This window comes from Streptosporangium sp. NPDC023825 (assembly GCF_040639575.1).
In the GTDB taxonomy this organism is placed as follows: domain Bacteria; phylum Actinomycetota; class Actinomycetes; order Streptosporangiales; family Streptosporangiaceae; genus Streptosporangium.
Map to the genome: position 1 here is coordinate 1 of NZ_JBFAAE010000007.1, position 21,453 is coordinate 21,453.

The 21,453-nt window shown below is 71.6% G+C and carries 20 protein-coding genes; 15 read left to right on the forward strand and 5 right to left on the reverse strand.

Annotated features, from left to right (window positions below):
* Positions 1-155: 155 nt before the first annotated feature.
* Positions 156-1,265 carry a 4-hydroxyphenylpyruvate dioxygenase gene (gene hppD / locus AB0G15_RS08685; RefSeq protein WP_362836752.1) on the reverse strand — a complete coding sequence of 370 codons (1,110 nt, stop codon included), beginning with the start codon at positions 1,263-1,265 and terminating at the stop codon, positions 156-158.
* Between the two features lie 102 nt (positions 1,266-1,367).
* Here hppD and AB0G15_RS08690 point away from each other — a divergent pair, with 102 nt between their 5' ends.
* Both AB0G15_RS08690 and AB0G15_RS08695 read left to right on the forward strand, forming a co-directional pair.
* Entirely contained in the window at positions 1,368-1,847 is a 480-nt protein-coding gene (locus tag AB0G15_RS08690; RefSeq protein WP_362837100.1) for an Lrp/AsnC family transcriptional regulator, read from the forward strand.
* Between the two features lie 102 nt (positions 1,848-1,949).
* Complete coding sequence (locus AB0G15_RS08695) at positions 1,950-4,136, forward strand: transglycosylase domain-containing protein (protein ID WP_362836754.1); 2,187 nt, start codon at positions 1,950-1,952, stop codon at positions 4,134-4,136.
* Between the two features lie 164 nt (positions 4,137-4,300).
* On the opposite strand, the gene AB0G15_RS08700 is transcribed toward AB0G15_RS08695, so the two are convergent.
* A complete protein-coding gene (locus AB0G15_RS08700) occupies positions 4,301-6,352 on the reverse strand; it encodes a thioredoxin domain-containing protein (RefSeq protein WP_362836756.1) in 2,052 nt (683 codons plus the stop codon).
* A 329-nt stretch (positions 6,353-6,681) separates the two neighbouring features.
* Between AB0G15_RS08700 and AB0G15_RS08705 the strand changes: the two genes are divergently transcribed.
* The 3 genes from AB0G15_RS08705 (at position 6,682) to AB0G15_RS08715 (ending at position 9,327) form a co-directional block, all read left to right on the forward strand.
* The gene (locus tag AB0G15_RS08705) at positions 6,682-7,236 is read left to right on the forward strand and encodes a DUF2243 domain-containing protein (protein WP_362836758.1); all 555 of its coding nucleotides are present in this window, start codon (positions 6,682-6,684) and stop codon (positions 7,234-7,236) included.
* Positions 7,194-8,063: a cytochrome c oxidase assembly protein gene (locus AB0G15_RS08710; protein ID WP_362836759.1), complete on the forward strand. Its 870-nt coding sequence runs from the start codon at positions 7,194-7,196 to the stop codon at positions 8,061-8,063. The genes AB0G15_RS08705 and AB0G15_RS08710 overlap by 43 nt, the downstream gene beginning before the upstream one ends.
* Positions 8,064-8,166: 103 nt before the next feature.
* On the forward strand, positions 8,167-9,327 hold the full coding sequence (locus AB0G15_RS08715; protein WP_362836761.1) for a hypothetical protein: 1,161 nt from the start codon (positions 8,167-8,169) through the stop codon (positions 9,325-9,327).
* Positions 9,328-9,589: 262 nt separating this feature from the next.
* Here AB0G15_RS08715 and AB0G15_RS08720 read toward each other — a convergent pair whose 3' ends face one another.
* The 3 genes from AB0G15_RS08720 to mca form a co-directional block, all read right to left on the reverse strand.
* Complete coding sequence (locus AB0G15_RS08720; protein ID WP_362685016.1) at positions 9,590-9,907, reverse strand: GNAT family N-acetyltransferase; 318 nt, start codon at positions 9,905-9,907, stop codon at positions 9,590-9,592.
* Positions 9,908-10,037: 130 nt separating this feature from the next.
* Positions 10,038-10,238: a hypothetical protein gene (locus AB0G15_RS08725; RefSeq protein ID WP_362836763.1), complete on the reverse strand. Its 201-nt coding sequence runs from the start codon at positions 10,236-10,238 to the stop codon at positions 10,038-10,040.
* Positions 10,239-10,272: 34 nt separating this feature from the next.
* On the reverse strand, positions 10,273-11,169 hold the full coding sequence (gene mca / locus AB0G15_RS08730; RefSeq protein WP_362836765.1) for a mycothiol conjugate amidase Mca: 897 nt from the start codon (positions 11,167-11,169) through the stop codon (positions 10,273-10,275).
* Between the two features lie 226 nt (positions 11,170-11,395).
* On the opposite strand from mca, the gene AB0G15_RS08735 reads away from it, so the two are divergent.
* From AB0G15_RS08735 to AB0G15_RS08780, 10 genes are all read left to right on the forward strand, one after another.
* Positions 11,396-11,824, forward strand: coding sequence for a DUF4307 domain-containing protein (locus tag AB0G15_RS08735; protein WP_362685025.1), 429 nt, complete (start codon positions 11,396-11,398; stop codon positions 11,822-11,824).
* Positions 11,825-11,936: 112 nt separating this feature from the next.
* Complete coding sequence (gene greA / locus AB0G15_RS08740; protein ID WP_344750139.1) at positions 11,937-12,437, forward strand: transcription elongation factor GreA; 501 nt, start codon at positions 11,937-11,939, stop codon at positions 12,435-12,437.
* 199 nt (positions 12,438-12,636) lie between these two features.
* Positions 12,637-13,911, forward strand: coding sequence for a C40 family peptidase (locus AB0G15_RS08745; protein WP_362836767.1), 1,275 nt, complete (start codon positions 12,637-12,639; stop codon positions 13,909-13,911).
* Positions 13,912-14,028: 117 nt separating this feature from the next.
* Positions 14,029-14,556 carry a hypothetical protein gene (locus AB0G15_RS08750; RefSeq protein WP_362836769.1) on the forward strand — a complete coding sequence of 176 codons (528 nt, stop codon included), beginning with the start codon at positions 14,029-14,031 and terminating at the stop codon, positions 14,554-14,556.
* Positions 14,557-14,847: 291 nt separating this feature from the next.
* Positions 14,848-16,647 carry a phosphoenolpyruvate carboxykinase (GTP) gene (locus AB0G15_RS08755; protein WP_362836771.1) on the forward strand — a complete coding sequence of 600 codons (1,800 nt, stop codon included), beginning with the start codon at positions 14,848-14,850 and terminating at the stop codon, positions 16,645-16,647.
* 229 nt (positions 16,648-16,876) lie between these two features.
* Positions 16,877-17,848 (forward strand): TIGR04222 domain-containing membrane protein, encoded by a 972-nt coding sequence (locus AB0G15_RS08760; RefSeq protein ID WP_362836773.1) that lies wholly within the window; start codon positions 16,877-16,879, stop codon positions 17,846-17,848.
* Between the two features lie 92 nt (positions 17,849-17,940).
* The gene (locus AB0G15_RS08765; protein ID WP_362836775.1) at positions 17,941-18,756 is read left to right on the forward strand and encodes a DUF692 domain-containing protein; all 816 of its coding nucleotides are present in this window, start codon (positions 17,941-17,943) and stop codon (positions 18,754-18,756) included.
* Between the two features lie 4 nt (positions 18,757-18,760).
* Entirely contained in the window at positions 18,761-19,300 is a 540-nt protein-coding gene (locus tag AB0G15_RS08770) for a hypothetical protein (protein WP_362836777.1), read from the forward strand.
* Between the two features lie 205 nt (positions 19,301-19,505).
* Positions 19,506-20,276, forward strand: a complete 771-nt coding sequence (locus AB0G15_RS08775) for a TIGR04222 domain-containing membrane protein (RefSeq protein ID WP_362836779.1) — start codon at positions 19,506-19,508, stop codon at positions 20,274-20,276.
* Positions 20,277-20,397: 121 nt separating this feature from the next.
* A complete protein-coding gene (locus AB0G15_RS08780; protein WP_362836781.1) occupies positions 20,398-21,405 on the forward strand; it encodes a hypothetical protein in 1,008 nt (335 codons plus the stop codon).
* The last annotated feature ends 48 nt before the right edge of the window (positions 21,406-21,453 follow it).

Below are 21,453 nucleotides of genomic sequence, written 5' to 3' on the forward strand. Positions count from 1 at the left end.
GGGCCTTTGCTGTGTTTGTTCGTGGTCGCCCCCCGCCCCCCAAGCCGCCCCCCGCCCGCGCAGGGGGCCGGCCGGGCCCTGGGCCCGGGACGTGGGTCGCCGGCGGTCCCGAGGTGTGAGTCGCCGGCGGCCCGGTCAGTCCGAGCGGACCTCGGTCACAGGTTGCCCCGCAGGTCCTGCTCGCGCTCGATCGCCTCGAAGAGCGCCTTGAAGTTGCCCTTGCCGAAGCCGAGCGAGCCGTGCCGCTCGATCAGCTCGAAGAACACCGTCGGGCGGTCCTGCACCGGCTTGGTGAAGATCTGCAGCAGGTAGCCGTCCTCGTCCCTGTCGACCAGGATCCCGCGCTTCTTCAGCTCCTCGATCGGCGCGCGGACCTCGCCGATGCGGGCGCGCAGCTCGGGGTCGTCGTAGTAGGAGGCGGGGGTGTTCAGGAAGCTCACACCGGCCGCGCGCATGTGGTCGACGGTGGTGAGGATGTCGTTGGTGGCCAGCGCGATGTGCTGCACGCCGGGGCCGCCGTAGAACTCCAGGTACTCGTCGATCTGCGACTTCTTCTTGGAGATCGCCGGCTCGTTGAGCGGGAACTTCACCTTGCGGGTGCCGTCCGCGACCACCTTGGACATCAGCGCCGAGTACTCGGTGGCGATGTCGTCGCCGATGAACTCCGCCATGTTGGTGAAGCCCATGACCCGCTTGTAGAACTCCACCCACTCGTCCATCTTGCCGAGTTCCACGTTGCCGACGCAGTGGTCGACGGCCTGGAACAGGCGGCCGTTGCGCACGTCGGGGGCCGCCACCAGAGGCTCCGCCGCGACGTAGCCGGGCAGGTACGGGCCGCTGTAGTTGGACCTGTCGACCAGGGTGTGCCGGGTCTCGCCGTAGGTCGCGATCGCCGCCGACACCACCTTGCCGTGGTCGTCCTCCGTCACATACGGCTCCACGAGACCCCGCGCGCCCTGGGCGAGCGCGTGGGCGTAGGCCGCCTCCACGTCGGGGACCTCGATGGCGAGGTCGATCACGCCGTCACCGTGCTCGGCGACATGGCGGGCCACGCCGGTGCCGGGACGCACCGCCCCCCGGAACTCGAACCTGGCCGAGCCCGAGGTGAGGACGTACGCCACCTCGTCGCGGCTGCCGTTCTCCGGCCCCCGGTAGGCCACGAGCCGCATGCCGAAAGCGCTGGAGTAGTAGTGGGCGGCCTGCTTGGCGTTGCCCACAGCGAAGACCACGCAGTCCATACCGTTCACAGGAAAGATGTCGCTCATGCGAATACTGTCTGTTTTTATGGGCTGTTTGTGCAACACTGTCTTCAACTACTGCGCAAACTGCACACCTACTCGCCGGTCACCGCGGAGTATCTGTACATCATGACGATCGACCAGCTCGACGCCCGGCTCATCGCCCTGCTGGCGGCGGAGCCCCGGCTCGGGGTGCTGGAGTGCTCGCGGCGGCTCGGCGTGGCCCGGGGGACCGTGCAGGCGCGCCTCGACCGGCTGGTCGCCCGCGGGGTGGTCACCGGGTTCGGCCCGGACATCGCCCCCGCGGCGCTCGGCTACGACGTGACCGCGTTCGTGACCCTGCAGATCCGCCAGGTGAGCGGGCACGATCCGGTCGCCGACCAGCTCGCCGCCATTCCCGAGGTGCTGGAGGTGCACACGATCACCGGCGGCGACGACATGCACTGCCGGGTGGTGGCGCGCAGCAATGCCGACCTGCAGCGGGTAATTGACCTGATCGTTGATGTCCGGGGCGTGGTCAGGACCTCCTCGGTGATCGCCTTGGACACCCCTGTGCCATACCGTGTTCTGCCTTTGGTGGCCGATGTCCCGCGCAAGGGGAAGGGCTAGCCGTACCATGCCAAGCAGGGGCCAGACACCGTTATCCATCGTTTACCCTTAACGGTCCGCAACCGTCGGGGGTCAGCGGCGGGTCCTATCGGGGGGTCACGCGTGTTAAAAGGCGGGACGGGCAGTCCCAGGAGGAAGCTCCTGAGGATCACACTCGTCGTCTTCGGCGTCGGGCTGATCTCGGCGATCGGCCTGCTCGGAGTGGTGTGGGCGATCACCCCCATTCCCGACAGCACGCAGCCGAGGGCCACCGCGCAGGGGTCGGTGATCTACTACCGCGACGGCAAGACCGTGCTGGCCAGACAGGGCGTCAACCGCAAGAGCGTGGCCCTCGACAAGGTGCCGCAGAGCCTGCGGAACGCGGTCATCGCCGCGGAGAACCGCTCCTTCTACGAGGACCAGGGCGTCTCCCTCTCGGGCACCTTCCGCGCGATGTGGTCCACGGTCAGCGGCCAGCAGCTCCAGGGCGGCTCCACGATCACCCAGCAGATGGTCCGCAACTACTACAGCGGCCTCAGCCAGGAACGTTCCATAATCAGGAAGCTCAAGGAGGTCATGATCTCCTTGAAGGTGGACCAGTCGAAGTCGAAGGACTGGGTGCTGGAGCAGTATCTCAACACGATCTACTTCGGCCGGGGCGCCGACGGGGTCCAGGCGGCGGCCGGAGCCTACTTCGGCAAGGACGTCGGCAAGCTCACCCTCGCCCAGGGCGCCTACCTGGCCGCGGTGATCCAGCAGCCCTCCAGGTTCGCCGACCCGCAGGGCCCCGACCTCCACGCGGCCAGGGAGCGCTGGAGGTCGGTGATCGACGGAATGGTGACCACCGGGGCCATCACCTCCCAGGAGGCCGCCGAGGTGACCTTCCCCACCCTCCGCAAGCCCAGGGCGATCTTCGCGCCCAAGGGGCAGGAGGGCTACATGCTCGACCAGGTGACGGCCGAGCTCAAGAGCAGGGGCTACACCGACGAGGTCATCAACCAGGGCGGGTTGAAGATCGTCTCGACCTTCGACAAGAACCTGATGGCCGCCGCCGAGCGCGCCGTCACCTCGGTCCTGCCGGACGGCACCCCGAAGAAGGTCCGCACCGGGCTGGCCGCCGTCGACCCCGCCACCGGTGAGGTCGTGGCCTTCTACGGCGGGCGCAGCTACGCCGCCAACAAGTTCGACAACTCCTTCTCGGCCAAGGTGCAGGCCGGATCGACGTTCAAGGCCTACACGCTGGCCGCGGCCCTGGACAACGGCTTCGGCCTCGAGACCAGGGTCAACGGCAACTCGCCGCTCCGGATCGCCTCCGCCGACATCCCCAACTCCGGCGGCTACTCCTACGGCGAGGTCAACCTCGTGAAGGCGACCCAGAGCTCGGTGAACACCGCGTTCGTCGACCTCGCCCAGAAGGTCGGCCTGAACAAGGTCGTCAAGGTCGCCGAGCAGGCCGGAATCCCCGCCGAGCAGCTCGCCCCGCACCGGGGCGCCGCCACGCTCCCGCTCGGTGTGGCGTCGGTGAGCGCCGTCCAGAACGCCTCCGGCTTCGCCTCCTTCGCCGCCGAGGGCGTCCACCGCGAGGCTCATGTGATCCGCTCGGTCACCGACGCCGAGGGCAAGGTCGTCAAGAGCTCCACCAAGGGCAAGCGCGCCTTCGGCGAGCAGGCCGCCATCGACGCCACCTACGCGCTGACCCAGGTCGTCGAGGCGGGAACCGGCTCCGGAGCCCGCCTCTACGACCGTCCCGTGGCGGGCAAGACGGGCACCACCGACGAGTCGGCGGCCGTCTGGTTCGCCGGGTTCACCCCGCAGCTGGCCGTGGCGGTCGACATGTTCCGCGACGACAACAAGCCGGTGACGGTGAACGGCAGCGCCCTGTACGGCGGTTCCTACCCCGCGCAGATCTGGCGGGCCTTCATGACCGAGGCGATGGAGGGCAAGCCGGTCAAGGAGTTCAAGGAGCCGTCCAACTACGGCTACTCCGGCTCGTACGGCGGCTACGGCCCCGACGACGAGTACGGCGACGAGCAGGGCGACGGCCAGGACAGGAGCACGCCCGGCCCCGACGAGACGGGTACTCCCGGCCCCGGCCAGAGCGCCACCCCCGACCAGGAGACCCCGGGACCCGACCAGACCACGGCCCCCGAGGACACCGGCGAGGGACCGGGCGGTCCCGGCGACGGCCCCGGACCCGGCAGGGGTGACGACCCGGACGGGCGCGGCGGCGAGGGCGGCGACGGGGGCGGTGACGACTTCGGCCTCGACGATCTGGGCCACCGGCTCGGCGACCCCATCCAGGGCGACTGACGGGATCCGGGGCGACCGGCGAGGGGCCGGGCGCGGTCACGCGGACGGCGCCCGGCCCGGCGACCCCGTTCAGGACGACGGCCCCCGGCCGCTCCGGCGGTCCCCGCCCCGGTCCCGGCGGCCCCCGCCCGGTCCGTCACGCCCGGTCCGTCACGCCGGGCTCGTCACGCCCCGCCCGCCAGCTCGGCTCGCAGGGCCGCCGGGGTGGTGACGGGCATCCTGCAGGTGAAGCCGCGGCACACGTAGGCCGCGGGCTCGCCGCCCACCAGGCCCCTGCCGGCCAGGAGCGGGACCTCCCCGGCACCGGCGTCGACATCGGAACCGGCACCGGCGGGATCGGGCTCGCCGAGCGCCAGGACCAGACCGGGCAGGGGTGACAGCAGGGCCGCCCTGTGCAGGGCCGCCGTCGCCGGGTCGCCCGCCGGGCCCACGATCGCGACCTCGATCGGGCCGGACAGCGCCGCCTGGGCCGCGGCCAGCCCCCACCCGGCGAACCGCGCGTGCTTGTCGGCCAGCACGGTGACCGTGCCCAGGGCCGCCTCGGCCGCCTCCCGGTGCCGGGCCGAGCCGGTCAGCGCGGCGTACGAGAGCAGCGCGCCCGCGGCGGCGAACTGGCCGGACGGGGTGGCGTTGTCGGTCGCGTCCCGGGGGCGCTGGAAGAGCCGCTCGGCGTCGTCGGCGGTGTCGTAGAACCCGCCGGAGCCGTCGGAGAACCGCGCCAGGACGGCGTCGAGCAGCGCTTCGGCCCGCCGGAACCAGCGGACCTCCCCGGTCACCCCGTACAGGGCGAGCAGTCCCTCGGCGAGGTCGCCGTAGTCCTCCAGGACCCCGGCGTTGGTCCCCGCCCTGCCGTCGCGGGAGGTGCGCAGCAGCCGGTCGCCGTCCAGGTGGAGCTCGTCGACCAGCACGGCCGCCGCGCGGGCCGCCTCGACGAGGTCCGGCCGCTCGAACAGGGCACCGGTCTCGGCGAGGGCGGCGACGGCCAGGCCGTTCCAGGCGGCCACCACCTTGTCGTCCCGCCCCGGCCGCACCCGGCGGGCCCGCGCGGCCAGCAGCGCGGCGCGGACCCGGGCGAACCGCTCGGCGTCGCCGGGGTCGGGGTCGGCGAGGAGCTGCAGCACCGAGGTGCCGTGCTCGAACGTCCCGGTCACCTCGAACAGCTCGATCGCCCAGAGCCCGTCCTCCTCCCCGAGGACCTCGCGGAGCTCCTCGGGGGTCCAGGCGTAGAACTTGCCCTCCACGCCCTCGCTGTCGGCGTCCAGGGCGGAGGCGAAGCCTCCCTCGGGGGTGCGCATCTCGGCCAGCAGCCAGTCGGCCGTCTCCAGCGCCACCCTTTTGCCCAGGGCGGAGCCGGTGGAGCGCCACCAGTGCGTGTAGACCCGCAGGAGCAGGGCGTTGTCGTAGAGCATCTTCTCGAAGTGCGGGACCACCCAGTCGGCGTCCACGCTGTAGCGGGCGAACCCCCCGCCGAGCTGGTCGTAGATGCCGCCCCGCGCCATGGCCTCCAGCGTCCGCCCGGCCATGGACGTCGCCGCGTCGGCGGTCGCCCGCCGCTCCTCGTCCCGCGCGGTCCCGGTGGCCGCCGCGCCGTAGCGCAGCAGGAACTCCAGGGCCATCGACGGCGGGAACTTGGGCGCTCCGCCGAAGCCGCCGCGGACCGGGTCGAAGGACTCGGCCAGGCTGTGCACGGCCCGGGTGAGCGTGTCGGGCGTGGGCAGCGGCCCGGACGGCAGCGCCGACCGTTCGTTCAGCGCCTCCACGATCTTCGAGCCCTGCTCCAGCACGGCCTCCCGCTCGTCGGTCCAGGCGCCCGACACCCCGGCCAGCAGCCGCTGGAACTGCTGCCTGGGGAAGTAGGTGCCGGTGTAGAAGGGGTGGCCCTCCGGGGTGGCGAAGACCGTCATCGGCCACCCGCCCTGACCGGTCATGGCCTGGGTGGCCGCCATGTACACCGCGTCGACGTCCGGCCGCTCCTCGCGATCGACCTTCACGTTGACGAAGCGCTCGTTCATCAGCGCGGCCGTGGCCCGGTCCTCGAAGGACTCGTGGGCCATCACGTGGCACCAGTGGCACGCCGAGTAGCCGACGCTGATCAGCAGCGGCACGTTCCGCCGGACGGCCTCGGCGAACGCCTCCTCGCCCCATTCGAACCAGTCGACGGGGTTGTCCGCGTGCTGCAGCAGATAGGGGCTAGTCGCGTCCTTCAAGCGGTTCATGACGACCTTTCTGCGTACACGGTGCGTGCGTCCTCCTCGCGAGGTGCGCGGAGATCGCGCGTCGCGGTTGTACCCACACGATCCATCTCACACTAAACCGGGAGAGGGACGAGGCCGCGAGCATGGGCGGGCGGCCGAAATTTTAGGCCGCGGATGGCGTGCGCGGGTGCGTCGCTCCCGTACGCCCGCCGGTGGTTCTGGTGGGGTTTGCCGGGGGACCCCCGCGGTGCCCTTCTCCTCGGCGGGCGGCACGCGGCTCCGGACCGGCCTGACCCGTACGTGAGGCGGACAGGACTAACCGGGCGCGAGCCGGGAACGAGGGGGCCGTGATGACGAACAGGTCTGCCGGGAAGATCGGCGCCGGGCGGATCGCCGGGCCGGGAACGATCCTGGGCATCGGGCTGGGAGGGTTCGTCGACGGCATCCTGCTGCACCAGATCCTGCAGTGGCACCACATGCTGACCAGCACGGACACCGACAACATCGGGGTGAGGTACTACCCCGCGGACACCGTTCCCGGGCTGCGGATGAACACGCTGTGGGACGGGCTGTTCCACGCGTTCACCTGGCTGGCGGTGCTGATCGGCCTCGGCCTGCTGTACTCGCGGGTCCTGCACTCCCGCGGCCGGGTGTGGAGATCGCGGGAACTGTGGGGCTGGATCCTCGTCGGGTGGGGGGCGTTCAACCTGGTGGAGGGCATCATCGATCACCACCTGCTGGGCATCCACCACGTGCGGACCGGCCCGTACCAGACCTGGTGGGATCTGGGATTCCTGCTCCTGGGCGCGGCGCTGGTGGCCGGAGGGTGGCTGCTGCAGCGCGGCGGCGGCCCGGTCGAGCTGTGCGACGAGGGCGGGCGCGCTCCCGCCGCGCCGACGTCGTGATCGCCCTGGCGCCCGGGGTCCACGGGGTCCACGAGCACGGCGGCGGCCTGGTGGCGGCGCTGCCGCCGGCGGTCCTGGCCGTGGTGGCGGGCGGATACGTGCTGCTGGCGGCGCGGCGCGGCCGCGAGCCCAGGGGCTGGAGCCGGTGGCGGACGGCGGGTTTCGTCGCGGGCGTCGCGCTGGTCGCCGCCGCCGTGACCGGGCCCGTCGCCGCGCTCGCCGAGACGGACTTCCGCGGGCACATGCTGCAGCACCTGCTGATCGGCATGCTGGCGCCGCTGGGCCTGGTGCTCGGCGCCCCGGTGACGTTGCTGCTGCGCTCGCTGCCGCCGGTCCACGGACGGCGCCTCGTCGCCGTGCTGCGCTGCCGGGCGACGCACCTGGTGGCCGACCCGTGGATCGCGCTGCTGCTCAGCGTGGGCGCCATGGTGGCGTTGTACTGCACCCCGCTGTATCGGACGGTCTCCACCGGCGCGCTGCCGCACCACCTGGTGCACGTGCACTTCCTGCTGTCCGGCTGCCTGTTCGCCTGGGTGATCGCCGGTCCCGACCCGGCGCCGCGGCGCCCGCCGGTCCCCCTGCGGCTGGTCGTGCTGGGGGTGGCGATCGCCGTGCACGCCACGCTGTCACAGCTGATGTACGCCGGGCTCGTCGTCGACGTGCCGGTGCCGGCCGCGCAGCTGCGCGGAGCCGCGGAGATCATGTACTACGGCGGCGACATCGCCGAGCTGCTGCTGGCCTTCGCGCTGGTGAGCACCTGGCGTCCCGTCCGGGCCCCCGCCCCGCGCCGGACGCACGCTCCGGCCGCCGCGTCCGGCGTCTCCTGACCCCTGCCGTGGCTGCCCGGACGGACGCGGTGCCCCGGGTGCGCGAGAGTGACACCGGGCGGGAAGGTGTGTTCACCGCGCTTCCGGCGTAGGCTCACTGGGCGTGGATCTCGACTTCGTGTGTGTGCACGCCGGAAGGGCGGCTTCCGAGCTGACCCGGCGTGATGTTGCCCGTGCGCTGCTCGCCGTGCCGTCCGGCGTGGCACTGGTGGCGCTGCCCGATCTGAGGCGGGCGCTGCTGGCAGCGGGCAATCCGCTGTCGGTGCCCTTCTGGGACTCCGCGAAGGCGACGCTCAGCGCGATCGAGTCCGGCGGCGCGACCGTGGGAGACGTGCAGCGCTGGATGGAGTCCACCGGCACCGAGCCGCTCCTGCTCACCCCGAGCTTCTTCGTCTGGCCCGAGGAGGACGAGCGAGGACCGGTCGGCGAGGAGATGTTCCACAGGCTGGTCGCCTACCTGGAGGAGCGGGTCGCCGCAGGGGAGGTCGATCCGGACGCGCTCGCCCGCGGCGACGAGCAGGCCAGGGAGGCCTACGCGGATCTCCAGGAGCGCTGGCTCACCGGCCCGCTGCCCGACGGGCGGATCCCCGGAACCGCGGTCTCCGACGAGCAGGACGAGGAGCTGTTCGCCGCCTGGGACGAGGAGGAGGCGTTCGCGCTGGCCGAGCTGCGGCGCATCCTGGCCGAGCTGCCCGACCCCGAGCGGCCCGTCAGGGAGCTGCGGGCCGCGGCCACCCGGCTGCGTGAGGTGCTGGGCAGGCCCGGCTATCCCGGCAACGTGCTGCGGGCCTGCGCCGGGTACGAGGGGGAGCCGCTGCCGGCCGACGACGAGGAGCTCTGGCTGACCGTCACGGCGGGCATCGCGGGGCCGATCTCCGACCTGCCCGACGAGGAGGACCGGCTGGAGGTGTTCTCCGACCTGGACGGGGAGCTCAGCCACGAGGACTCGGTGCTGGCCGCCCTGTGCGCGATCCATCACGCCGACTGGCTGGCCGTGGTCGCCGCCCTGGCCAGACGCGGCCCCGGGGTGCTGGCGTCGCCCGAGCGGATCGCCAGGCTCATCGCCGAGTCGGAGGACATCGACGTCGATCTGGACGAGCCGGAGGACCTGGAGGCGGCCGAGACGCTCTTCAGCTCGGTCACCCCGCTCTGGGCGTGCCTGGGGATCGTCGACAGGACCGAGGTGCTCACCTCGCTGGGCCGCTGGGGGCTGCCCAGGGCGCTGGAGCGCGCCTGGTCCTCGACGGACACCCTCGGTGACTGACGGGCGTTCCCGTACGGCCCGAAGGGGCCGGGAGGAGGCTGTGGCACCCGAAGGGGCAGGGAGGAGGCTGCGGCAAGAGGCCGGGAAGAGGCCGGTGAGCCGTCACGGTCCGCGGTCGCGCCCTGTGACGACGGTCCGTATCACGACGGTCCGTGTGACGACGGTCAGTGACGGCGACCCTTGACGACGGTTCGTGAGGGCACCGTCCGCCGATCGGCGGACGGTCCGGCTCTCGCGCGGCTCCCGGACGGGAGCCGTAAGGTCAGGCCTCCTCGTCGAGGAGGTCGAGGTAGCCCTCGGGCACCAGATCCTTGTACTCGGGGTGGCGCCGGATGTAGCGGGCGATGAACGGGCAGAGCGGCACGACCGACCGGCCGGACGAGCGGCTCGCGTCGAGAGCCGCGGAGGCCAGCCGGCCGCCCAGGCCCTTGCCCTCGTGCTCGGGGAGGATCTCGGTGTGGGTGAAAATGATCTTTCCGGCGCGCAGGCGGTACGCGGCGAACCCGGCGACCCCGCCGTCCAGCAGGATCTCGAAGCGGGAGGCCCCGGGGTTGTCGGAGACCTCGATGTCGTCGGCCATGGTCGTCCTTGCTCGCTGTCGGGGTTTCGGCTCGGCGGATCCCGCCCCTCGCGCGTGTCGCGCGGTGGCCGGTCGGAGCCGTTGATCCGGCGGGGCCGGGGGCTGAGCCGTGGATTCGGCGGGGCCGGGGCTAGGGAGCGGTCGGCGTGGTGGTGGTGCCGGCGTCCTTCCGCTCCCTCAGCTCGGCCTCTGAGGGGACCTCGATCCTGGAGATCTGCTTCCTCATCGACTTGACCAGCACGTACAGGGCGAGCCCCAGGCCGGCCACGACGAGGAAGCCCAGGAGACCCGGGCTGACGTCACCTTTGGTGACGGTGTCGAATGCAATCACATGTCAAGTTTGCCACCGTCACCCCATGGTCGCGTCAGTGGCAGGCGTGCGAGACCGAGTCGGCCGGGACATCCGTGTGGACACCGGTGAACAGGTCGTCCTCGGGAAGCTCGACGTCCACGAGCGACCGGGCCAGGTGGTAGTCCTCGGTCGGCCAGACCTCGCGCTGCAGGTCGCGCGGACAGACGAACCAGAAGCCGTCCGGGTCGACCTGGGTGGCGTGCGCGAGCAGTGCCTCGTCGCGGAGCTCGAAGTAGTCGCCGCAGGGGACGCGGGTGGTCACCGGCCACTTCTGCGGGCGGTCCTCCCAGCGGGAGATCCACTCGGCGTACGGGGAGCCGATGCCGCGGTCGTTCATCGCCTCGTGCAGCGCCTCGAACCGGTCCTTGGTGAAACCCATGTGGTAGTAGAGCTTCAGGGGCTGCCAGGGCTCGCCGGCGTCCGGATAGCGGTCGGGGTCGCCGGCCGCCTCGAAGGCCTCGACCGAGACGCGGTTGGTCATGATGTGGTCGGGGTGCGGGTAGCCGCCGTCGTCGTCGTAGGTCAGGATCACGTGCGGCCTGAACTCGCGGACGGCCGCCACCAGCGGCTCCGAGGCGACCTCCAGCGGCTGCAGCGCGAAGCAGCCCTCGGGCAGCGGCTCGCTCTCGTCCTCCGGCAGGCCGGAGTCGACGAATCCCATGAAGCGCTGCTGCACACCGAGGATCTCCCGGGCGCGCTCCATCTCCAGGCGCCGGACCTCGCCGATGTTCTCGAGAATCTCCGGGCGCTCCATCTTGGGGTTCAGGATCGACCCGCGTTCGCCTCCGGTGAGCGTACAGACCAGCACGTCCACGCCCTCGGCCACGTAGCGCGCCATGGTGGCGGCGCCCTTGCTCGACTCGTCGTCGGGATGCGCGTGAACGGCCATCAGCCTGAGCGGTGCACTCACGGGCTCGGTGTCTCCTTATGTCGGTCGCGCGTCGGATCGTCGCCGGTCGCCTCGCGGACGGCCCGCCTGGCCGTGTCTTCCGCTCCGCTCGACGTGGTGCCCCGCGCGCCCTCGGCTTACGTCACTCTAGGGAGAGGTTAGTTTCTCTTGGGCGGTCGCGAGGGCGAGGCCCCCGCAGGGGACAATTGTCTCGGATAACACCGAGGTAGTGCAGGGAGATTCCGTCATGGCCACCAGCGAGGCCGAGAAGGGCCGTCAGGACGGTCCTGTCCTCGGCACCCCGGGCGACTTTCCCGACCGCCCGGAGCGCAGGGGGCGCTTCGTCGTGCACGTCGTGATCGCGATCCTCTGTGCCGTGTGCGCGGGGGGATGGGGCTACGTGATGTGGGCTGCGAAGGGCAACACGGAGGTCATCGACCAGGTCATCGCGTTCGACACCAGTCGCGGCGATTCTGCGCAGATCACCTTTGAAGCGGTCAAACCATCCGATCGCGCGGCGCTCTGCCGCCTGCGGGCCACCGACGTCCGCCACGTCGAGGTCGGCAGCAAGGAGGTCAATATTCCGGCTGGTGAGGGGTATGTTCGGCTTACCGAACGGCTAGAGACCAGTGCTCCCGCAACTTCCGTCCACGTCCAGTACTGCTATCTCGTATAGTGAGACATTTGGGGAGGCGGTAGAGGGGTTAACTTGTTAGCCTTTCGAAATTCGACCGACCGCAACCCCCCAAGCATCAAGCACGAAGCCCCCGAGGAAGCAAGGAGAACCCGTGGCCGACTCCCACAGCGAGAGCGTCACCTGGCTCACTCAGGAGGCGTACGACCGCCTGAAGGCTGAGTTCGAGCACCTCTCGGGGCCCGGGCGCGTCGACATCGCCAAGAAGATCGAGGCGGCACGCGAGGAAGGCGACCTGAAGGAGAACGGCGGCTACCACGCCGCCAAGGACGAGCAGGGCAAGATGGAGGCCCGCATCTTCCACCTCCGCCAGATCCTGGACAGTGCCAAGGTCGGCGAGGCGCCCCGCACCGAAGGTGTGGTCGGTCCTGGAATGACGGTCACCGTCCGTTTCGAGGGCGACGACGAGGAGGTCGCCTTCCTGCTGGCCTCCCGCGAGGAGAGCGGCGCCCCGATCGACGTCTACTCGCCCAAGTCGCCGCTCGGTGCGGCGATCAACGGCAAGAAGATCGGCGAGAAGGCGACCTACACGATGCCGAACGGCCGCTCCAACACGGTCGAGATCCTTGAGGCCGTGCCGTACATCGGCAACTGACCTCCCCATACTCCGATCGATTCGCTGATCCGCCGGGACGGGCGTCCCGGCGGATCGCCGTGTGTCAGAGGAGCCGGCGGGGTTTCGCACGTCGCGCGGCCACATTGCAGATAGGGCGCTTTTCGATGAGTTTGCGTGCATTGGAGGGCGCTCTACGGCACCCTCGTAGGGCTGGAGTCCGCGGGGAAGGGGAGATGTCGTGTTCGATCGGCGGCCACGTGTCTCCGACCTGATCCGGGAGGCCCGGCAGGATCTCGCCTACCGCCCCCGCCTCCGCCACAGCCACCGCACCGCCCGCCTGACGAGGCGGGTCGTCCCCGTCCTGGCCGTCCTGCTCGTCGGCGTGCTGGCCACCGGCCTGATGGTCTTCGCCCAGATGCCGGAGGCCGAGCCGGAGACGATCACGATGCGCAGGTCCGTCGCCACCCTGCCGACCCAGGTGGCGAAGCCCGCCCAGGGCGGGCCGGCGACACCGGAACCGGTGGCACCGCTCGCCTCGATGCGGCAGCCGCACCTGTTCGTCGTCGCGCACCGGCCGCTCAGCGCGACCGTGGTCGCCAGGATCGCCCAGCTCTCCGGGGTACGGGCGGTGGAGCGGGCCGACGCCGCGGAGGTGGTCCTGGACGGCAAGCCGGTGCAGACGCTCGGGGTGAACCCCTCGACGTTCCGCGCGTACACCCCCAAGCCGACCGCGCGTTCCGACAGGCTCTGGCGGAACGTCTCGGCGGGGGAGGTCGCCGTCTCCTTCGTCCTGGGCAACGACGGGGGCATGCCGCTGGGCAAGACCTTCACCACCGCCGGGCGCAACCTGCGCGTGGGCGCCTACGCCACGATGGGCATGGGCGCCATCGACGCCGTGGTCTCCCGGCCGACCGCCCGCGCGCTGGGCATCCCGGAGAACAACGCGCTCGTGGTGAGCGCGCCGAAGGCCGACTCCGCGAAGCTGCGTCTCACCCTCCTGCGCAACCTCCCCAGGGGGTCGCAGGTCGCGGTGATCAACCCGGTGCTGAAGGCCCCCGGCAAGACCGCCGCGGAGACCGTCGGCAAGGCCGTGACCTGGTCCGCGAGCTCCTTCATGACCGCCCCTCAGATCACGACCGCGCTCACTGCCGCGATCGGCAAGCTCGGCCGCCCGTACGTGTGGGGCGCCGAGGGCCCTGACACCTTCGACTGCTCGGGCCTGGTCCAGTGGGCGTACGAGCAGGCGGGGATCAAGGTGCCCCGGGTGACGCACCAGCAGTTCGTCTCCGGTCCCCAGATCCCGCTCTCCCAGGCCCAGCCCGGTGACCTGCTGTTCTGGCGGCACGACCCCACCAACCCCGGGTACGTCTCGCACGTGGCCATCTACTGGGGAGACGGCAAGATGCTGCACGCCCCCAGGACCGGCGACGTGGTCAAGCTCGTCCCCGTCACCACCCGCAACTTCGCCGGGGCCGTACGGATCAGCCCGCAGGTCGCCGCCCGGGTCCGCTAGCCCGCTCCCTCCGTTCCCACACGTCCCAGGCGTCTCACGCGTCCCTGCGGGGTTACGCCCGCGTGCGGCGCGGCGCGATGCTGGCCTCGTCCGATGAAGCGTTGTAATCTAAATTACATGGAAAAAGATGAAGCGGTGGCGAAGCTGCGCGGCTGGTTCGCGGGGAGGCTGCCCGAGGAGTGGTTCGAGGGCGGGGTCGAGATCGTGCTGGACCGCGAGGAGATCGCGGTGGTCGGCAGGCTCCGGGCTCCCGCGCTCGATGACGACGTCTCGGAGGTGGAGCACTCCGCCGCCATGGAGGGCGGCATCCTGCGTTTCCGCGAGGAGACCAGGGAGCGGCGCGTCGAGATCGCGATCGAGGCCGAGCAGCGCTTCCGCAGAAAGGTCTCCTGGGGGGTCGCCGTCGGCGACAGGACAGTGATGTTCACCACACTCTCGGTGCCTGTCATGACCCGGCTCAAGCAGTCGGAGCGCCAGGTGCTCGACACCCTCGTCGCGGCCGGGGTGGCCCGCAGCCGCAGTGACGCGCTCGCCTGGTGCGTGCGCCTGGTGGGCAACCACACCGACACCTGGCTGGCGGATCTGAGGGACGCGCTCCAGCACGTCGATCGCGTCCGGGCGGCGGGCCCGGACGTGAATTCCTGAGCCTGGGCAGCGGAAATGACCAATGAATTGGTCTGAACCTGTCCGCCGATTGGTTTAGACCTTTCTCATTGGCCTATACCACTGCCGGGGGCGGCTTTTTTGGATTCACTTCTTTTGGGTAGGGGTTTCAAAACCTTGCGTCTCCTGCCAGGCCATACGCCGTAGGAGGCGCCGGGCCTGGAGCGTCGTGACGCGTGACCGTGCGAATTCACTGGTCTATGCCAATTGGATTGAGTGCGGCTCGTTCGTCAATGATGTTTTGGCCCGGAGAAGTGTAAAGGAGCCCCAGTAGTGTCCGTTACCGTAGATGTCACCACCGTCAGCCCGACCAGCCATGAAGAGCTCGCCGGGTGGGTCAAGGAGATCGCCGGACTGACCCAGCCGGACCGGATCGAATGGTGCGACGGCTCCGAGGCCGAATGGACCCGCCTGACGAACCTGCTGGTCGAGCAGGGCACGTTCACGCGTCTGGCCAAGCGGCAGAACAGCTTCCACGCCACCTCCGATCCCGGTGACGTCGCCAGGGTCGAGGACCGGACCTACATCTGCTCCGAGCGTGAGGAGGACGCGGGGCCGACCAACAACTGGATCGCCCCCGCCGAGATGCGCCGTACCTTCGGCGAGATCTTCAAGGGCAGCATGCGCGGCCGGACGATGTACGTGGTGCCGTTCTGCATGGGGCCCCTGGGCGGTGAGATCTCCCAGCTCGGCGTGGAGATCACCGACTCGCCGTACGTGGTCGTGTCCATGCGCGTCATGACCCGCATGGGCGACGACGCCCTGCGGCTCATCGAGGAGCGCGGCGGCTACGTCAAGGCCGTCCACTCGGTCGGCGCCCCGCTGGAGCCCGGCCAGGAGGACGTGCCGTGGCCGTGCAACCCCACCAAGTACATCAGCCACTTCCCCGAGACCCGCGAGATCTGGTCCTACGGCTCCGGGTACGGCGGCAACGCCCTGCTCGGCAAGAAGTGCTACGCCCTGCGCATCGCCAGCACGATGGCCCGCGACGAGGGCTGGCTGGCCGAGCACATGCTCATCCTCAAGATCACCCCGCCCTCCGGGGAGACGCGTTACGTCGCGGCGGCCTTCCCGAGCGCCTGCGGTAAGACGAACCTCGCCATGCTCCAGCCGACCCTTCCCGGATGGAAGGTCGAGACGATCGGCGACGACATCGCCTGGATGCGCTTCGGCGACGACGGGCGGCTGCGCGCCATCAACCCCGAGGCGGGTTTCTTCGGCGTCGCCCCCGGAACCGGCGAGTCCACCAACGCCAACGCGATCAGGACGCTCTGGGGCAACAGCATCTTCACCAACGTCGCACTCACCGACGACGGTGACGTGTGGTGGGAGGGGCTCACCGACCGGCCCCCGGCGCGCCTGACCGACTGGAAGGGCCGCGCCTGGACGCCGGACTCCGGCGAGCCCGCCGCGCACCCCAACGCCCGCTTCACGGTCCCGGCCGCGCAGTGCCCGACGATCGCCCCCGAGTGGCAGGACCCCGAGGGGGTGCCGATCTCCGCGATCCTGTTCGGCGGGCGCCGGGCCAGCGCGGTCCCCCTGGTGACGGAGTCGACGAGCTGGCAGCACGGCGTCTTCGTGGGGGCCAACATCGCCTCGGAGAAGACCGCCGCCGCCGAGGGCAAGGTCGGCGAGCTGCGTCGCGACCCGTTCGCGATGCTGCCCTTCTGCGGCTACAACATGGGCGACTACTTCGCCCACTGGCTCAGGATCGGCCGGCGTGAGAACGCCCGATTGCCGCGCATCTACTACGTGAACTGGTTCCGTAAGGACGACGAGGGCAGGTTCATCTGGCCCGGTTTCGGTGAGAACACCCGCGTGCTCAAGTGGATCGTCGACCGCCTCAACGGCCGGGCGGAGGCGGTACGGACCCCCATCGGCCTGCTCCCCGCCCACCTCGACACCGAGGGCCTCGACATCTCCGAGGAGGACATGCGGACGCTGCTGAGCGTCGACGAGGAGATCTGGAGGCAGGAGGCGTCGCTCATGCCCGCCTTCTTCCAGACCTTCGGCGACCACCTGCCCAAGGAGCTCTGGGAGGAGTACGAGGCCCTCGTCGCCCGCCTGGGCTGAGTGCCCGCCTCGGCTGGGCGCCCGCTCGGGCTGGGCGCCCGCCTTCGGGTTCACCGGTCCCGGCCGTGCCGGGGCCGGTGACGTGTATGTGACGTGTATTTCGCCTGGTGACCGACATCTCACCGGGCCGCCGTCGAAGTCGGGTGAAACTTCTGCCAGGCTGTGCGCGTCTACCTGGGTACACGGGACGTCACTCCTGTGGCCCACCTTTCCCCCCGAGGAGGCGGACATGGAGTTCTCGCTGTTCGTCATCGCCTTCGCCGTCGGCCTGGTCATCCTCTCCACGGCCTTCGCGTTGCACCGTGAGCACCGCCGGGTTCGCTCGGCCATGATCGGCCACTACGGCGGGCCACCGAACCCGTACGAGCTCGCCTATCTCTCCGGAGGGCCGCGCCGCGTGATCAACACCGCGCTCGGCCTGCTGGCCAGGGCCGGGGCGATCCGGATCTCGCGAGGCGGCCAGGCCAGCCTGGTCGCCGGCGCCCGGCCGTCCCCCGACCCGATCGAGCACGCCGTCATGGAGTCGCTCCACCAGCGCGGAGGCTCGGCCCCGGTGGGCGAGGTCCGCCGCGCGGTGGCCGAGGGGCAGAGCGTCGACGGCCTGCGCTACCGCCTGCTGGGACTCGGCCTGCTGGTGCCAGAGGGCGCGCTCGACCACGCTCAGGTGCTGCTGAGCCGGCTCCAGATCACCTCGATCATCGAGGTGGTCGTCGTGGCGGGCATCCTGCTGGCGGGGGCCACCGGGGGACTCGGCACCTTCGCGCTGCTGGTGGGCATGTTCTCGGTGATCGGTGGTTTCTCCGTCTACGCGCGGCAGAAGCGGGCGCTGCGCGACGTGCTGAGTCACGCCGGCCACGAGGTGCTCGCCTCCGCCCGCCGGACCTACGCGCGGGGCGCCCGCCCCGTCGCACCCGATCTGGCCTTCGCCGTCGGCATCCCCGTCGCCCTGTACGGCCTGAGCGAGCTCGACGAGCCCGGCCTGGAGGAGGAGCTCCAGCGCCAGACCGCGAGCGGTTCGGGCAGCTGTGCCTCGGGCGCCTGCGGCGGCGGTTCGAGCTCGGGGGACGCCTCGTCCTTCGGCGGCGGCGGCGACTTCGGCTCCGGAGGCTGGGGCGGGTCGAGCGACGGTGGCGGGTCGGGTGACGGCGGTGGCGGGTCCAGCTGCGGCGGAGGGTGCGGCGGTGGCGGTTGCGGTGGGTGAGCGGCGTCCGGCCCCGGCGGCGAGGACGGCCGGAGCCGCCGGAGAGGCGGTGGTGACCCGGCGGCGGGCGAGCCTGGACGGGGGTGCCTCCGATGGCGGCTGAGTCTGTGGCGCTGGGGGTGGGCATCGGCTGGCGGCCGGAGATCGACCTGACCGTGGAGCGGCTGCCCGGGGTCGACTTCGTCGAGGTCGTCGCCGAGAACGTCCACCCCGCCCGGCTCCCCGAGTCGCTGCGGGTGCTCCGCGCCCGCGGGGTCCCGGTGATCCCGCACGGTGTCGGGCTGGGCGTCGGCGGCGCCGAGCCTCCCGACCCGCGGCGGCTGGCGCACCTGGCGGACTGCGCCCTCGCCCTGGACGCGCCGCTGGTCAGCGAGCACCTCGCCTTCGTGCGGGCGGGCGGGATGGAGGCCGGGCACCTGCTCCCGGTCCCGCGCACCCGGGCCGCGCTCTCCGTCGTCGCCGAGAACGTGCGGCGGGCGCAGGACGCGCTTCCCGTACCGCTGGCCCTGGAGAACGTCGCGGCCCTGTTCGGCTGGCCGGAGGACGAGATGACCGAGGCCGCCTTCCTCGGCGAGCTGGTGGAGATGACCGGCGTCGGGCTCCTGATCGACGTGGCGAACCTCTATACGAACCAGGTCAACCTGGGCCTGTCGGCCACCGCCGCGCTGGACGGCCTCCCGCTGTCCGAGCTGGCCTACGTCCACGTCGCCGGAGGCCACTCCCGCGATGGGGTGTGGCACGACACCCACACCGCCCACGTCCCGCAGGACGTGCTGGACATCCTCTCCGAGCTGTGCGCCCGGGTCGATCCGCCCGGTGTGCTGCTCGAATGGGACGACGACTACCCCAGCGACGGCGCCCTGGAGGGGGAGCTCGGCCGGATCCGCGGCGCGATGGCCCGTGTCTGACGGCGTGGCCCCTGACGCGGTGCCCGGGGACGCCGCCGGCCGGGTTCGGGAGCCGGGCGGTCACGAGGGGCGGGCGGCGGCCGGAGGGACCCCAGAGACCGCCCAGGAGCGCGAAGCCGCTGGAGAGCCGCTGGAGGCCGGCAGGGGGCGGGAGGATGTCCGGGAGCCGGAGACCGGCGACACGGCGCGTGAGGCGCTCGCCAGGGCTCAGGAGGCCCTGATGGCGGCCCTGGTGGCCGGGCAGGAGGCGCCGCGGGGGTTCGACCGGGAGCGGCTGCGGATCCAGGAGACCGGCCTGATCTCCAAGCGGCGCAGAACGGTGGCCAGGCTACGGCCCGATCTGGCCGCGCTGCTCGGCGACGGCTTCGCCGGGGAGTTCGACGCGTACGCGAGAGGCCGCCCCAAGCCGCCGGGCGGCTCCCACGCCGACGCCCGCGACTTCGCCGACCGCCTCCGCGCGGCGGGACGGCTGCCGGAGGAGCCCGTGGCCCCCGAGCCCGGCTCCGCGCCCCGCCGGTGGTCGCTCTTCGGCCGCCGCCGCTGAACCGGACGCCGTTGAACCGGACGCCGGACCGGTCCCGGACCGGTCCCGGACCGGGAACCGCCGGGCGGGGTGCGGCCGGACCGGGGATCGCGGGGCGGGGTGCCGCCGGGCCGAGACCGGATCGGGTGTCGCCGAAACTTCTGGTCCTCCCCGTTCGTCCACTGGGTAGTGAACCTCGCGCAGGGACGTCATCCCGGAGGCCGTCATGCAGACCGTACTGATCGTCGTCGTCGTAGGTGTCTCGCTTCTGGTGGTGGCCACGCTGATCGCGCTGCGCCTGGCCGCCCGCCCCTCGCGCGTCTACGAGGGGCCCGAGCTGACGCCGTACGAGCTGGCGCTGCTCGCCGGCGGCCGGTCCCGGGTGGTCGACACCGCGCTGGCCGCGCTGACCGCGGGAGGGGTGCTCAGGGCGCGGCGCGACGGGCGGCTGACGCGGGTGTCGGACCAGGTCGGCGTGCTCACCCAGCCGGTGCAGACCGAGATCCTCGACCAGTTCAAGGGGCGGTGGGACGGCGTGCCGGTCTGGGGGATCAGGGACAGGGCGGCCCAGGGAGCCGCGGTGACCATGCTGATCGCGCGGCTGAGGGACCTGGGGCTGATCGACGCGCCCGGTTCCGGCCGGGCCGACCCCACCCACCCCAACCGGGCGGGGAAGACCGCGCTGGCCCACTACCGCCTGCGCCACCGCGAGGACAGGTCCCTGCCGCCCCGCGCCGGAGGCCATGTCGACCATGACGAGCTGAACATCCTGGGCGTCGCCCTGCACGGCCTGAACCAGTGGGAGGAGGGGCGGCTGGCGACCGTCCTGTCCATGAAGGGCCCGCCCCCGGCGCCGCGCCGAGGCTCCTCCCGCCGACGCTCCTCCGACACCTCGGCGGGCACCTACTACTACGGCGCTGGTGGCGGTGACGGCGGGGGCGGCTCCGACTCCGGTTCCGGTTCCAGCTGCGGGGGCGGGGGCTGCGGCAGCTCCTGAGGAGAGCTCCTGAGGAGCCTGTCCGGCCGGGGCCCGGTCGGTTAGGTTGAGCCGGCACATGCCGGTACGCGCCGGTCGAACACATGCCGACGCCTGATCGGGCCCCTGCATCGGAGTGACCGTGGGAAAGTTCGTCGATCACGAGACCTGGCCGCTGCGGCCCGAGGACGAGGGGCCGCACCCGGCGGGCCCCGAGCCGCTGTGGAGCGAGTCCGTCTATCTCGACTTCGCGGCCGAGGACGGCTCGCTCGCCGGTTACGTCCGGCTCGGCCTGTATCCCAACTGGAACCGCGCCTGGTACTGGGCGTGCCTGGTCGGCAGGGACCGGCCCGCGGTGCTGCTGGCCGACCACCACGTCCCGCTGTCCGTCCCCGGCCCTCCCGGGCGGAACGGGGCGGGGACGCGTCCCGGCGTCCACACGGTGCGCGGACAGGGGTGCGGAGGGTTCCGGGCCGCCCACGACGTGACCGACCCCATGCGGTCCTTCCGGGTGACCCTCGACGCCGGGGCGGCGGCGGTCCTGGACGACCCCGCCATGGCGTACGGGGACCTCGGGGGCGCCGGGACGACCTCGCTCGCGTTCGACCTGGAGTGGCGGAGCGGCGGCGACCCGTACCCCTACCGCTTCATGTCCCGCTACGAGATCCCCTGCGCGGTCGCGGGGACGATCCGGGTCGGCGGGGGTGAGGAGATCGCCTTCTCCGGGTACGGCGAGCGCGACCACAGCTGGGGGGAGCGCGACTGGTGGCGGATGTCGTGGCTGTGGAGCTCGGGGCGGCTCGACGACGGCACGTTCTTCCACGGCATGCGCGCCAACGTCGGCTTCGAGATGCCCTGGCCGTGCTTCACGGTCCCGCCGGGCGGTGAGACCGAGGAGCGGGAGGGCTTCACCGCGGCGAGCGACTTCGGCGCGGACGGCTTCCCGTCCGGGGCGCGGCTGGAGGTGCCGGGCATGCCGATGACGGTCGTCCCGCTCGCCTTCGCCCCGGTCGCCATGACGTCCCCCGACGGGGAGGTCGCCCGCTTCCCGCGCGCCCTGTGCCGGTTCGAGGCCGAGGACGGGCGGTCCGGGTACGGCTGGACCGAATGGCATCAGCCGCCCGGCTGGCGGGGACATGGATGGCGTTGATCGTGTTTTGGCGGACTGGGCCAGGGATACCCTCTCTGAGGTGGGGGG